The 13,495-nt window shown below is 60.8% G+C and carries 13 protein-coding genes and 2 pseudogenes; 4 read left to right on the top strand and 11 right to left on the bottom strand.

Going from position 1 to position 13,495, the window contains the following annotated elements; all coding sequences use genetic code 11:
- A pseudogene (locus EOB80_RS34995) lies at window positions 1-136 on the bottom strand (ATP-dependent DNA ligase); the annotation flags it as partial.
- Between the two features lie 226 nt (window positions 137-362).
- On the opposite strand from EOB80_RS34995, the gene EOB80_RS01590 reads away from it, so the two are divergent.
- From EOB80_RS01590 to EOB80_RS01600, 3 genes are all read left to right on the top strand, one after another.
- On the top strand, window positions 363-953 hold the full coding sequence (locus EOB80_RS01590; protein WP_127326431.1) for a LysE family translocator: 591 nt from the start codon (window positions 363-365) through the stop codon (window positions 951-953).
- Window positions 954-1,279: 326 nt separating this feature from the next.
- Complete coding sequence (locus tag EOB80_RS01595; RefSeq protein WP_127326432.1) at window positions 1,280-2,572, top strand: Nramp family divalent metal transporter; 1,293 nt, start codon at window positions 1,280-1,282, stop codon at window positions 2,570-2,572.
- 87 nt (window positions 2,573-2,659) lie between these two features.
- Window positions 2,660-3,151 (top strand): hypothetical protein, encoded by a 492-nt coding sequence (locus EOB80_RS01600; RefSeq protein WP_127270596.1) that lies wholly within the window; start codon window positions 2,660-2,662, stop codon window positions 3,149-3,151.
- Window positions 3,152-3,226: 75 nt separating this feature from the next.
- Here EOB80_RS01600 and EOB80_RS01605 read toward each other — a convergent pair whose 3' ends face one another.
- Window positions 3,227-5,338, bottom strand: a complete 2,112-nt coding sequence (locus EOB80_RS01605; protein ID WP_127326433.1) for a catalase — start codon at window positions 5,336-5,338, stop codon at window positions 3,227-3,229.
- Window positions 5,339-5,629: 291 nt separating this feature from the next.
- Between EOB80_RS01605 and EOB80_RS01610 the strand changes: the two genes are divergently transcribed.
- On the top strand, window positions 5,630-6,193 hold the full coding sequence (locus tag EOB80_RS01610; RefSeq protein WP_127326434.1) for a sigma-70 family RNA polymerase sigma factor: 564 nt from the start codon (window positions 5,630-5,632) through the stop codon (window positions 6,191-6,193).
- Here EOB80_RS01610 and EOB80_RS01615 read toward each other — a convergent pair whose 3' ends face one another.
- The 9 genes and pseudogenes from EOB80_RS01615 to EOB80_RS01655 form a co-directional block, all read right to left on the bottom strand.
- Window positions 6,194-6,370: a hypothetical protein gene (locus EOB80_RS01615; RefSeq protein WP_127326435.1), complete on the bottom strand. Its 177-nt coding sequence runs from the start codon at window positions 6,368-6,370 to the stop codon at window positions 6,194-6,196. It lies immediately after the preceding gene.
- Between the two features lie 163 nt (window positions 6,371-6,533).
- A pseudogene (locus EOB80_RS35000) lies at window positions 6,534-6,751 on the bottom strand (hypothetical protein).
- A gap of 82 nt (window positions 6,752-6,833) precedes the next feature.
- A complete protein-coding gene (locus EOB80_RS01625; protein WP_127326436.1) occupies window positions 6,834-7,748 on the bottom strand; it encodes a class I SAM-dependent methyltransferase in 915 nt (304 codons plus the stop codon).
- A gap of 3 nt (window positions 7,749-7,751) precedes the next feature.
- Entirely contained in the window at window positions 7,752-8,726 is a 975-nt protein-coding gene (locus tag EOB80_RS01630) for a GNAT family N-acetyltransferase (RefSeq protein WP_128306976.1), read from the bottom strand.
- A gap of 8 nt (window positions 8,727-8,734) precedes the next feature.
- On the bottom strand, window positions 8,735-9,865 hold the full coding sequence (locus EOB80_RS01635) for a glycosyltransferase (protein ID WP_245466216.1): 1,131 nt from the start codon (window positions 9,863-9,865) through the stop codon (window positions 8,735-8,737).
- A gap of 24 nt (window positions 9,866-9,889) precedes the next feature.
- Window positions 9,890-10,822, bottom strand: a complete 933-nt coding sequence (locus EOB80_RS01640; RefSeq protein WP_127326438.1) for a beta-xylosidase — start codon at window positions 10,820-10,822, stop codon at window positions 9,890-9,892.
- The gene (locus EOB80_RS01645; RefSeq protein WP_127326439.1) at window positions 10,815-11,576 is read right to left on the bottom strand and encodes a TIGR04290 family methyltransferase; all 762 of its coding nucleotides are present in this window, start codon (window positions 11,574-11,576) and stop codon (window positions 10,815-10,817) included. The genes EOB80_RS01640 and EOB80_RS01645 overlap by 8 nt, the downstream gene beginning before the upstream one ends.
- Before the next feature lie 2 nt (window positions 11,577-11,578).
- Complete coding sequence (locus EOB80_RS01650; RefSeq protein WP_127326440.1) at window positions 11,579-12,382, bottom strand: sugar phosphate nucleotidyltransferase; 804 nt, start codon at window positions 12,380-12,382, stop codon at window positions 11,579-11,581.
- Entirely contained in the window at window positions 12,382-13,482 is a 1,101-nt protein-coding gene (locus EOB80_RS01655; RefSeq protein ID WP_127326441.1) for a glycosyltransferase, read from the bottom strand. Before EOB80_RS01655 ends, EOB80_RS01650 begins: the two co-directional genes overlap by 1 nt.
- Window positions 13,483-13,495 lie beyond the last annotated feature (13 nt).

Genomic DNA, 13,495 nt, shown 5'->3' on the forward strand with positions numbered 1-13,495 from the left:
AAGCCAGGCAGCGAAACCCGTCCCATTTGGGCTCGTACTGCCAGCGGTTTCCATCCCGGGGGATTTCATCGGCAAGCCTGGCCTCCATCGGAGACGTGTCCAGCGGGAGCGGGAAGGCGTTTATCGGTTCATGCACGGGTAGGCCTCCAAAACCGGTTCAGGAACGGCTCCGGCTTTTTTCAACTTCCAGGACTGGCACCGCGTTCCATCTGACGGTTCATGCCTGGTTCTTCGCGATGGGACATTTTCATTTGCCGCGGAACCCGGATGACGGCTGGCCGCTTTGATGTCATCGGCAGCGCTAACGGAGATGCCCCATCGATTCCTCATTGTGGATAGCTTTTGTCGGAACCGTCATTCTCATGCAGGTGCCGCCAGGTCCTGACAGCATGCTGGTGATGGCCCGCGGCATTGGACAGGGGCGCGACGTGGCGCTGTTCACGGTGCTCGGCATGACGCTGGGCGCCGGACTTGTGCAGCTTCCGCTGATTGCATTCGGCCTGTCCTCGCTTGTCCACGCCTCGCCCCTGGCGTTCAATCTGCTTCGATGGGCCGGGGCGGCCTACATCGTCTGGCTGGGTGTCCGGCTGCTGCTTTCATCCTCGGCAACCATTCCCACAGGTGACCTCAAGGCCCTGCGGCCGCTCGCCGCCGCCCGGGAAGGAATGATCGCCAATCTGAGCAATCCCTGGCCTTTGATGTTCATGGTTGCGTTCCTGCCGCAGTTTGTCGATCCGCACAGGGGCTCCGTCACGTTGCAGCTGGTGCTGCTTGGCGCAACACAGAAGATAACCGGTGTGCTGGTGCTGGGAGCCTATGCCTTGGCATCGGGCGCGGCCGGGGCATGGGTCATGCGGCACCCTCGCGCAAGGCTTTGGCAGCAGCGGCTCGCCGGCTGTCTCATCATCGGCCTCGGCTTACGGATGGCGATCGGCGGCGGTACGAGCCGCTGACCAAGCGGATGAACGGGCTGGGCCGAACACTCGACTTTGGCGCCGCGGGATTTTCTTTCGGGGAAAGTTTTGTGCCAAGTCGCCTGAATGACAGGCTCCGACACCCTTCTTCAGTGGAGCGGAGCATTCGCTTGGATGTCCGGCTCCGCCGAAAGAACCCGCATCGGATGAAACGTCGTCGCGGGCCGGGACTGGTCCAGGAACAAAAAGCCTGACCAGAGGTTCGAGCCTCGATCTCAATGCAGCTTGAAACGGCTGCTTCATCGCCGTCCGATTGGAATGTTCGTCATGATTTCTTGCGTGGCCTCGGTAAAGACGCGCCTTCAATGAACAAGCCACCTGACGAGGGCCAAAGGGCAAGCGAGCAAAAAAAAGGCGGCGTCGTTCGGGCTCTCGGGCTTGGTCTGATTACCGGTGCGGCCGATGACGACTGCTCGGCCATCGGTACTTACGCGAGCGCCGGAGCGCGGTTCGGACCCGATCTGCTGTGGACGGCACCTGTCACGCTGCCGATGATGTATCTCGTCGTCTACCTTTCATCCAAACTTGGCCAGGTTTCGGGTCGCGGGCTTTTCAAGGTCATATCGGACTTCTATCCGCGTTGGCTGCTATGGTCCGTGCTAGTGGGCGTGCTGATTGGCAACACGATCGAGGCAGCCGCCGATCTTGGCGCCATGTCGGCGGCCATCGTGCTGTTCGTTCCTCTGCCTGCTCCTTTGGTCGTCATTGTCGTCGCGATCGTCATTTTTGCCCTGCAGGTGTTCGGATCGTATAAATTGATCCGAAATGTGTTCCGGTGGCTGGCTCTGGCTCTGCTTGCCTATGTGGTCTCCGCGGTGCTTGCCAAACCGGATGCCGCCTCTGTCCTGCGTGGCACGCTGTTGCCAAAAATCGAGTTCAGCCGCGAATACCTGTCCATCCTCGTCGCCATCATCGGGACCACGCTCTCCGCATACCTTTACACATGGCAGTCCAATCAGGAGGTGGAGGAGGAGATCGCCAAGGGTCGAACGAGCCTGGAAGAGCGCAAAGGCGCCACCGAGGGCGAGCTGCGCCGATCCCGCCGCGATATCCTGATCGGCATGACGTTTTCCAATCTGATCATGTATTTCATCATCCTTTCGACAGGGTCGACGCTCTACAAGGCCGGGCAGACGCAGATCGAGACAGCGGCACAGGCGGCCGAAGCGCTGCGGCCGCTTGCCGGCGACGCCGCCGGCATTCTCTTTGCGGCCGGTGTAATTGGCGTCGGCTTTCTGGCCGTGCCGATCATGACCGCTGGCGCCGCTTTCGATTTCGCCCAGGCGATGGGATGGAAGAATAGCTTGCATGCCAAACCTCGGCAGGCTCCCAAATTCTATATCGTGATGGGGATCATAACGCTGGTGGCGGTGGGTCTCAATTTCTTCGGCTTCAACCCTATGAAAGCCCTGGTCTGGTCGGGCATCGTGCAAGGATTTTCAACGCCACCTCTGCTGCTTCTCATCCTCATCATGACCAACAATCGCAAGATCATGGGCGACAAGGTCAACAGCATAAGCACGAACATCCTGGGCGGCGTGACGACCCTGGCGATCTTTGCGGCGTCGGCGGGACTGGTGGCAAGCTGGTTCCTGTAGCTCGCCGGGCGGGAAGGATGTTCAGGCGCAGTGGAACATCGGCGGTCAAATGTCGTTGAGACGCTTGTGGGAGAAAGGAGGTTGTCCATGTCAAAGTTGCAGGCCGCCACTCCGGATCGTCTAAGACAACTCAGGCTTGAAGCTTCAGCACATTTTGCTCCGTTGATGCTGAACGAAGCCCTGTTGCGCCTTTCCCATGCCTGCGGAGGCGACAGCCTCGACCGCTTCGAGAAAGCCATGGTTGATCAGATCGAGGCCGCAGAGGACGATCGCGCCGATTTCGAAACGATCAAGGAATTCGCGATCGAGCAACTTTACGCCCTGGTCCGGAACGCCAACGATTCGCCAGAGAGGAAACAGCCGCTTGAGAAGATAGACACACGCAGAACGCCCGGCCGTTCCGAAGAACCACGCACGCTCGAGGACCAACTGCAGGCGGGATTGGAGGATTCCTTTCCGGCGAGCGATCCGCCCTCAGTGGTGTCCACGACCATTTCAGGCGGAGCAAAGAAGCTGGTCGGGACCGATGAGGTCCTGGAAAAGCAGCGGCAAGCGTCCAGCAAGGAAGATCGCTCGTAGATCGGGGTGCGGACTGGGTTGGCGGCAACCCAAAGCCTGCGGACATGCCAGCGGAAAACAGCTGACGTCATCGCATCAAAGCTTGACAGCCGCCTCCCGCGCCCAGAGCCGCAGTTTGCGGCATGACTGCACAAACGCAGTTACCGAAGCTGCCGAATCCAGCCGCGTCAGCCCCTCATCGGCATCGGGAGCGACGCCTGCTTTGGCCAGGAGCGGCTCGGCCCCCGGGGTGAAGCCGATGAACTTGCAATGCGCAAACGCATCAGACACGAAATCCTTCGCGGCGGCCTCCTTGACCAGCAGCTCGGCGCCCGCCTCGGAGAGGAGCAGCACCACAGCGTCGAACAATACGGACGGGCCGCCGTCGATCATGTGCCTTGCCTCGATGTGGGTGCCGTCGTCGGCTTCGACGCCGCCCACCTTGGGCGCAACCACCTCCATCACCGCGCCTTCCGCTTCGATGGCTGAACGAAGTTCCTCGAACAGCGCGACATCGGCTCCATCGCTGAGCATGACACCGACTTTGCGGCCTTCGAAACTGTCAGGCCCGTTTTGGATGATGCTGAGCGCCGGCGACGGCGGCAAGTCATCGCGCGGCGGAACGGCGGCTTCGGCAGGTTCGGGCAGGTCACGGATGCCGAGCTTGTCGGCGACCGTGGTCGCCAGCGTTTCATCGATGTTCAACAAATGCGAAACCATGCGCTCGCGGATCGCCGGCGCCTGGACCTTGCTCAGTTCAAATGTCAGCGCCATCGCGATGTGACGCTGCTCCGGTGGTGTCTGGCTGTTGAAGAATTGCCGGGCCTGGCTGTAGTGATCGGCGAAGCTCTCCGCGCGCAGACGTACTTTCTGCCCTTCTTCGGCATCGGCGAAAGAACGGAAGCCACGCTGCGGATCCTCGCGCGGTCCCAGTCCCCATGAGTTCGGCTCATAATTGGCACGACCGGCCGGGTTGCGCATGGCCATGTGCCCGTCCTGTTGAAAATGGGCGAACGGGCACTTCGGCGCATTGATCGGCAGATGGGTAAAGTTCGGGCTGCCCAGCCGTTTCAATTGGGTATCGAGATAAGAGAAGTTGCGGCCCTGCAGTAGCGGATCGTTGGAGAAATCGATTCCGGGCGGCACATTCTGCGTCATGAACGCCACCTGCTCGGTCTCGGCGAAGAAATTGTCCGGCATCCGGTCGAGCACCAGCCGACCGACCGGAATTGGTTCGAGGATCTCCTCCGGAATGATCTTCGTTGCGTCCAGGATGTCGAAGTCGAAACTGTCGGCAAATGCCTGATCGAACAGTTGCACCGTCAACTCCCATTCCGGGAAATTGCCGGCCTGTATGGCCTCCCACAAATCGCGGCGATGGAAGTCGGGATCGGCACCATTGATCTTGACCGCCTCGTTCCAGACCACCGATTGCATGCCGAGCTTCGGTTTCCAGATGAATTTGACGAAGGTGGATTCGTCCTTCGCGTTGACGAGGCGGAACGTGTGCACACCAAAGCCTTGCATGAAGCGGAAGGAACGCGGGATCGCGCGATCCGACATGATCCACATCACCATGTGCATCGATTCCGGCATCAGGCTGATGAAGTCCCAGAAATTGTCGTGCGCCGTCTGTGCCTGCGGAAAGGCACGGTCGGGCTCCTGTTTGGCGGCGTGGATCAGATCGGGAAACTTGATGGCGTCCTGGATGAAGAAGACCGGGATGTTGTTGCCGACCAGGTCCCAATTGCCTTCTTTGGTGTAGAGCTTGACCGCAAAGCCGCGCACGTCGCGGGCGAGATCGAACGAGCCCTTGTTGCCGGCAACCGTCGAGAAACGAACGAATGCCGGCGTCTTTTCACCAGCTCGCTGGAAAATGTCGGCACGTGTGTATTTGGCAAGTGACTCGTAGGTCTCGAAATAACCATGCGCGCCATAGCCGCGGGCATGAACGACCCTTTCCGGGATGCGTTCGTGGTCGAAGTGGAAAATCTTCTCGCGAAAGTGAAAGTCTTCGATCAGCGATGGTCCGCGCTCACCGATCCGCAATGTGTTTTGGTCGTCGGAGACAGGCGTTCCGAGCGCCGTCGTAAGGGCAGGCGTGTCGTCCCCCGCGATCTGGTGCAACTCGCCGCCATTTCCGCGCGCGCTATTCTGATCCAGTCCACTTGCCGATTGGCGAGCGGAGGGGCGAGCGGATTTGGCCATGACAGATCCTCGATCGATACCGGAAGGTTGAAGTGGTCAAGCCATCAAACTGCCGGTGAGCAGCTTTGTTCCCGTAAAAAATGGACGCTGGAGACACCGCTGTCGGAGGAGCCGTGGCTGCTGCGGCGATGGTGCGCGCCGATCGGATGACAGATATCTCCGCCTGCGCACAATTTATGAAGAGTTGTCTCCGGCACGAGGAACGAACCAAACTTCCATGCATTTAGCTGGGGCTGCGTTCACACACTCTTTCTTCTGGGAGCTGGACCATTGTCATCCGGAGGCTGCCTTTTGGCCGACCAGGAAACCAATGAAGTTTCCATCGTTGACCTGATACCTGCCCTGCGGGCATTTGCGCGCACCTTCTGCCGCGTCCCCGACGACGCTGACGATCTCGTGCAGGAGACACTGACCAAGGGTCTCGCCAACATCGACAAGTTCGAACCCGGTACGCGCATGAAGTCGTGGCTCTTCACCATCATGCGCAACACTTATTACACCCGGGTCAAGATCGCTGCCCGGGAGTCGCCAGGCCTGCTCGACTGCGCGTCTTCGAGACCAATTTCGGAAGCCACCCAGGAATGGACCGTTCAGAGCAAGGAAGTTCACGGCGCCATTCAAAGGCTGCCTGAACACCAACGCGAGGTCCTGATGCTGATCGGCGTTTTGGGAGTGAGCTACGAGGAAACCGCCGACATATGCGGTTGCGCGGTCGGAACGGTCAAAAGCCGGCTGAACCGTGCGCGCGCCAACATCCTTGAATTCCTGGGGGAGAGTTCGCTGCAGACATTGATGGAAAGACGAAACCAGCTGTCGGATGGTCAGCTCGATGTCGAGGTCGACGGCCGCAGATAGTCAGTTCTTCACGTCGCGCCGACGTTTCTCGACGAGCGCGTTCTGCAATTCGATCGCCAGCTTGGTCAGGCGGTCTGGAATTTTTTCCTGCTCTATGGCGGCCAGCAGGGAAGCAATCTCCTGATCCACAGCCATCTCGACATGCTGATCCGGGGTATCGTCGCTCGAACGAGACATCACATTCTCTTGATAGCGGGTCCCTTGATCCTAGTGTGGTGATAAGCGCCTGGCATTACAAGGCGGTGTCCACCGCCAAGAAGCTCACCAGCGGCCCCTTGCACAGGTTTATTTCCTTGCTGCTCCTTCGTCGTCCCGGGCCATGGACGCGCGGCGGTGGCGTTCAATCCCTAGGCAATCGGTCAGCGGCGTGATCCTGATACTGATCGGGCTTGATCCGATTGCCGTCCAGCCCGCGCTCTTGGCCATGCTGCTTCTTGTTGCGATTCGACAAGACCGCGTTTTCTTCGATCTTGTCCCTCTCCAGGGAGGTCATCGCGCCGGCGCCGGCACTCTTGCCTGGCTGTTGCGGCCGAATTGTTTTTTACCGCCGGATGCCATGATTATCCTCCTTCAAATAGGGTACACTCGTCGGTGCCCGTTGTTCGACGTCCGAACTGGCATCGCGCTGTAATGTTCCGCTTCACCCAGCGAGCAGAAATGCGTCGCCATCCCACGACCGAAACGGCTTCTCGCCGTCGATGAGGACCCGCAATTGATGAGCTTGCGCCAGACGGCCGATATCATCGCGGTCTGAGAGAAGTGATCCGCGATAGGAATAGTTCAGCAAGGCGAGCCAGCCCGGCCGTTTCAGAACGCGCGCAATTTCGTCGAAATGCCGATCAGCCATGCCGGCCAGGACCAGATAGGGAAAGCTGTCCACCGCCAGCACGCAATCGAAACTGGCATCGGCGAATTCGGACAGATCGAGACCGGAGGTTTGTCGCAACTCGACATTGCCGAGTGCGGCGCATTGCTCGGAGGCGATGGAGATCATCCGCGGCGATATGTCGATGCCGACCATCCGCTTGAAGGATTTGCACAGCGCGCGCTCGAAACGGCCGGTGCCGCAACCGATGTCGAGAATGCTCCGTTCCCTTCCGGTGAATTCTCGCGCTTCCAGCCAGGCGACGATTTCGTTGGTCGTGACTGTGAGCCTTGCCTCATCGCCGAGGGATGCCAGTTGGACACTCGCGGCTCCCGAAATCGCTGCCGCGGCATCGAAGCTGGAGGCCAGCCGCATGACGACAGCGACATTCGTCTCGTCCTCATCGCGCTCATGCCGAACGGCGCCACCCGTTGCCCGCAACATGGCGAAGACGTCTGGTTTGCAGCGCAGCAGTCCGGCGACCTTTCGCAGCCTTGCTGCGTCGCCGGCATCCGCCGGCTGGACCTTCAGCACGACCTCCGCCAATTCCGCCGCTCCAATTGTGGGCGGCAGGTGGAGCGCCAGTCTGACGAGAACACCTTCGGCGCAAATGCCATCGGCCATGCAGTCTTCAACCGCCAGCCTGACCGATGTCGTGCGCCGGGCGGCTTTCGGTGCGGTTACACTCATGCATCAACTCCGCGTCCAGACCCTGCGCATCGTCCACCTGTCGACGGCGCCCCAGCCATATTTATAGGCCTCCTGGCCGCGCAGAAAATCGAACTCGCGCGCATCTTCGCGGATCGCTTCCGCGATTGCGTGGCCAATCAGGATCGCACCTGGGCTCTCCTCGGCATAAGCAGGGTCGAAGCCACCGAGATAAGCATAGGCACGGCCGCGGTGGTGAAATCCGTAATAGGCGCCGACGGTTCCGCCATCGATCGCGAACAGCCAGCATCGCACCAGACCGTGAGCGTCGAGCAAGGGAAGTGAGAGCCGATGGAATTGCTCGACGGCGGCGTTGGCCAACACACCGCCTCCTTGTTCGGCCCAGCGCATATTGTGCAGGCGGATCAATTGATCGAGGAAAGTTTGCGGACTGCCGCTTGCCGACAACAGCGCGATCCGGCCGCATCTTGATGCGGCTTGACGCGCCCGACGCAACTGGCGTCTGCGTCTTGCGGGGACGCAGCCTGCAAGCGTTTCGTCGCCGGCGAGGGCGAGCACGGGGCAGGCGGCATGGGCGGTCGGCCAATCCATCTCGGGATGCGTCATCGCAAGGGAGAGGCTGTCCTGCGGCAAGTCCGACAAGATCCATTGCGCCCACCCGATCGAGAGGATCGACTCGGCGACAATGTCGACGACCTCGGCTTCGCTCCCAGGGACAGCCAGAATGTCCAGATAATCGCTGAGCGAAATGCCGACCGGAAGCAGCTTCGAACCGGATATCCCATGCTCAAGGTAGAATGGCGCCAGCCCGACCAGATCGTCGCCACGCCAGACCGCGACCGTCGCCAGTTCACCAGGTGCGAATGCGTGCCACCACGGCACCAGCCAGGCGGGAGATTGAAACGGAGTCGCCGAGGGACTCTGCTGCCACAGTTTCCACCAGTGCGGCGTTAAGGCGTCCAATTGTGTGAGGTCACCGATGATTTCGCTGCGCAGCACAGTTTAGCTCACGGTGTCGCCGCGAAGCGCCGGCGACCAGTGCCAAGCCGTGCCAGCGCTTGATAGGCGTCCATGTAAGACGAGATCATGCGTTCCAGCGAAAACCGCCGTCGCGCTTCGGCCCTGCATGTCTCGGCATCCAAGCTGGGCGCCGCAAGAATGGCTTGGGCCATCTCGTCGACCGTATCGACGAGAAAGCCCGTCCTGCCGTGCTCTATGACATCGGGAAGCGCACCATTTGGAAAGGCGACCACCGGGGTACCGCAGGCGAGGGCCTCCATGGCCACAAGCGAGCTGGTCTCGGCTGCGAGACTCGGAATGACCAGACAGCGCGCTGCATTGAGAATGCGTCGCTTGGCGGTGAAGCCGAGAGGGCCAAGGAAGCGGCGGCGGCCATCGAGGCGAGGTTGGACCTCATCGCGAAAGTACCGCGTATGCGTTTCATAGGGATAGACCTTGCCGCCGATGACCAGCGGCACATCTGCCTGTTTGGCTGCGTCGAGCGCCAGGTGGACGCCCTTTTCCGGACAAACCCGGCTTAGAACAAGGGCAAAGTCGCGCTTCGACTGCAGCAGGGTCAGTGCTTCGATGTCAACGCCGTTCGGAATCGGCGCCGTCAGCCGGGCGTCTGATGGCGCGGTTTTCTGCTGGGTGGGCGAGACCGCATGGAGCCAGAGGTCACCGCGCGTCGGGCGCAATGCCGCGGCCGGATACCAATCCAATGGCAGGTGGAGGGTCACCAAGGTCGGACCATCGTCGGGCAGATAAGCGTCGAAATCTATGCCGTGCAGATGAACCACGTCGATGGGCCATCGGGCACGGGCAGCCGCGATCGCCTCGCGATGGGCCTGTTGCGCGCGGCTCTTCGCCGCCTCGTCGAGTACGCCGTTTTCGGCCGGTATTTCCACAAGCGTGCCGCTCGTTCTGGAGCCTCGGCAGCCAATGACGATAGATCGATGACCGGCCTGAACCAGTGCCCGATCCAGCACCGACAGAATCTGTTCGGCACCGCCGACAGCGTCGGGACCGACGGGCGCGAGAGGGTAGGCGACATTGAGGACGGTGAGTGTCTCGCCTGGGCGCGTCTCGTTGCCCTGCGCCGTATCTCCACCTGTCAACGGCGTCGCGAAGTCCTGCATCTGATGCATGGGCAGCATGACATTTCACGCGGCCGAGGCCCGCTGCGTGGGGAGCGAGGCGGATGTCATGCCAGGCGCATAGCGGCGGATCATGGTTGAACAGAATTCAGCGAACTCCTCCGGCACCAGGGGCGGGCTGGTGTGGTGGGGCATCATTCCGCGGTGCTGAGGTGTGAAGCAGAAGGTGACCGTCACATCGAAATCGGCGAGTGCTTCCATCTGCCGGTCGAACCAGTCCAGCGCATTCGGCCGAAAACTGTCCGCCCAGGAAAGCCCGGTACGCATATTGGTGACACCCAGCCGCTTCATCCAGGCGACGGCATCGTCTAGCCGCGGGTCTTCGAAATGAAACCACTGCACCAGGCCCATTGCGGGTGTATGGCGCAGGAATTCCTCCAGCGCGGGCTTTGGCATGCCGTCCTGGCGTAGCAGCCCCATATGGAAATGCCGGTAATAAGAGGAGCCCTCGGCTTCGCGGTGACGCGTCGTTGCTTCCCATTCACGCGGAAGATCGTAGAGGCTGTACCATTGGATGCGTGGCGCATTGCCGAGCAGCAATTCAGCTGTGCGCTTGAGCCCCCAGACTTGGATTTCCTCGGCGCCGAAGGTCGATACGCCGACTTCGCTGATCCAGATGGGAAGGTCGGTGACGGTCGCGATCTCGCCGATCTTCTGCGGCCATTCCTGGATTTGCCACAGGTTCCAGTCGAGGGGAAAGCCGTGCACGGCGACGGCGTCGACATGGTCCAGCACGCCGAATCCCTTCATGCGGGTGATGAACCCCGGATCTATCGGCGAGATGCCACCGAGCACTTTGGTCAAAGCCGGGTTTCCAGATCCGATTGCGTCCGCCGCCAGGATTGCCATCCTGGCGAAGCGGCTCCAATCGGGATCGAGCTCGGGATCCCAATGCGATTTGTTGTTGGGCTCGTTCCAGATCATCGCGGCTTCAATCATGGCGCTGTCCTTTCGAGGGGTAGACGGGACCCCCACTGGCCGCGCCGCCGGCGGCGCGGCAGAAATAGACCTCCTGCTCCGGATGCAGGACGATTTCAAAGCCGGCGCTGCGCAGCATCGCTTCGGTGCAGGCGCGGTTGGGTATCCACCAGTTGGTCGGGTCATCGGCATAGCGGTGCTCGATGAAATGGAGCTTGGGAAATTCGGGCCGGTCGAACAGGTCATGCGTCCAGAAATGATAGTTCTCTTCCATCTCGGGCAGATCTGTGCTGCCGCGCTGCATGGACTGGAAGATCATCAGGTCACCGGCGACGTGCTCACGGATAAGGTCGAGCGCGAGCAAGGGGTGACGCAGGTGATAAAGCACCCCCATGAACAGCACGACATCGAACGTTTCACTCAGGGCGCCGACGTCGTAGACCGAAAGTTTCTGGAATTCGATCTCGCAATCGGCGATCTCGGCGGCAAAGCGGGCCTGCGCCAGATAGGCCTCATCGAAATCGATGCCGAGGACACGGGCAGCACCTCGCCGTTTCATCTCGATGGAATAGAAACCGGCATTGCAACCAATATCCAACACCGTCTTGCCTGTCAGATCGGCGGGAATGGCCTCGGCGAATTTGCGCCATTTGATCAGCGGATAATTGCCGAGAAAATGGTTGGGAGCGGTTTCGACACCCGCCAGTTCCATGTTGTGGAACCATGGGCCGAGAGCATCGATACGGCGGCGGATTTCGGCATGGGAATGCAGCATGATCAGGCTCCTTCGCCGGGAACGACAGGCACATGCGAACGGGCACCTGGCATAGTCGTGGCGGGTTGGTGATGGACGGGTGCGGCGCCGTCCTCGAGCAGCCGCAGAGCCGTGCGATAGCCGTTGAAAGTGCCGACATCGACATAGGCGGACCCAGCCTTGATGCCGGAGGCTTGACCTCCGGCCGCAAGGTAGGCGTTGACCAACGTGCCGATATATTCGTCACGGCATTCCCGTTCACGCCAGAGTGCCGCAAGCTGATGCAGGATCTGGCCCGGCATCTTGAACGCACCCCAAACCCAGTTCGTGGCGGCGTCCTGTTGCTTGACCTGGATTTCGATCACGCGCTCGTGGTCATCGACAACGACGGCGTCGAAGAATTCCGGACGATCCACCGGGAAGAGCAGAAATGAAAGCCGATCGTCAGGCAAATGACAGAAGCCGTCTTCGGGAAACCAGATCGTGTCGGGAAGGCCGACCAGGACGACCTCATCGGACGCGACGAGAGGCGCTGCCCGAAAAATCGCATCGCAAAGTCCAACGGGATTGGGCTGCACCACGAAGAGAGCCGCGGCCTCACCATAGCCGGCAGCGTAATATTCGAGGATGTCGGATTTGCCCGATCCAATGATGAAACAGATCTTGTCGACGCCAGCGTGCACCATCCGCCGCACCAGATACTCGCTCACGGCGCAGGGACGCTCGGTCTGTCCATCGATCCGGCTGCCGACCGGCAGCAGCTCTTTCGAGAAGCCGAGCGGTTGAATGCGGCTGCCGCGCCCGGCAGCGGGCACAATGCCCAACATCAGACTGCTTCCATCATCGGTTCGCCGGGAGATCTTTGAAAGGCGTCGTTTAGAATCTGGTCCAGCTCCGCCGCGCGCCGGCCAGAAGTGTGTTCGTCGAGAACCCGTTGGCGCGCACGGGTTTTGATAGCATCGAGTTCTCCTGCGGGTAAGGCGAGCGCCGCGACCACGTCATCGGTGTCGTGGGCCAGCAGGATCTCGCTGCCGGGTTCGAAGAAGCTGCTTAGGCCCGGCCATGTGTCGGTTACGATAGGCACTCCACATGCCGCTGCTTCGAACAACCGGCCCGAAGGGCACCAGCCCTTTTGCGCCATCGCCTCGCGGGTCACATTCAGTGTCAGACGAGAGGATGAGAAAAACGCCGGGTGATCGGCCGGCGGAAGGTGCCTGACGAAGAAGATGTTGTCGCTCCACGGGAATTCCTGCGGATATTGTGCGCCGCCGATGATGAAGCGCTGGTCCGGCAAGCGCGCAGCTGGGCGAACCAGCAGATTCTCGACGGCCGCCTGGCGATCGGGCGCGTAGGTTCCGAGATAGGAGAGATCGGCCTTGAACTCGGCCCGCGGCGTAGCCGGCCGGTGTTGATCCGGATCGACATGCCCATAGAGCGGCACCACGTGACGCGCGCCCAGAACCGCCTTCAGCGCGTCGACCGCCGAGCCGCCTGTGTAGCTCAGGACGAGGTCGAAATCGGCAAGACCCTCGGGGCCGAAATAGGGTGGACGCTCACCTTGTTCGATGCGGGCAAGCGTGACCGGAGTGTCCAGATCGTAGAAGACCCGCAGTCCGCGCCCTGCCTGCTGCGCCAGCCGCGAGGCGTCCACGGCATCGGGACAATAAGAGGTGACGATAACGACATCCGATCGTTTGATCGTTTGCTCCGCGACCCGGCGGATATCCTCCCAGTCCGGATAGAGCACGATGTTGCCGCCGTCCAGATGATCAAGATCGCGCGTTCCGGCATAGTAGGGTGTGTCGCGTTCGAAGAAGGTGATGGACCAGCCGCGCCGGGCGAGGGCTCTGATCAGTCCCCTCCATAAAGTGGCATGGCCGTTACCCCATGAAGACGTGACGGTAAGACCGAAAATGACCATCTGCATTCGGCAAATCCTC

Source organism: Mesorhizobium sp. M7A.F.Ca.MR.245.00.0.0 (genome assembly GCF_003997415.1).
Classification (GTDB): domain Bacteria; phylum Pseudomonadota; class Alphaproteobacteria; order Rhizobiales; family Rhizobiaceae; genus Mesorhizobium.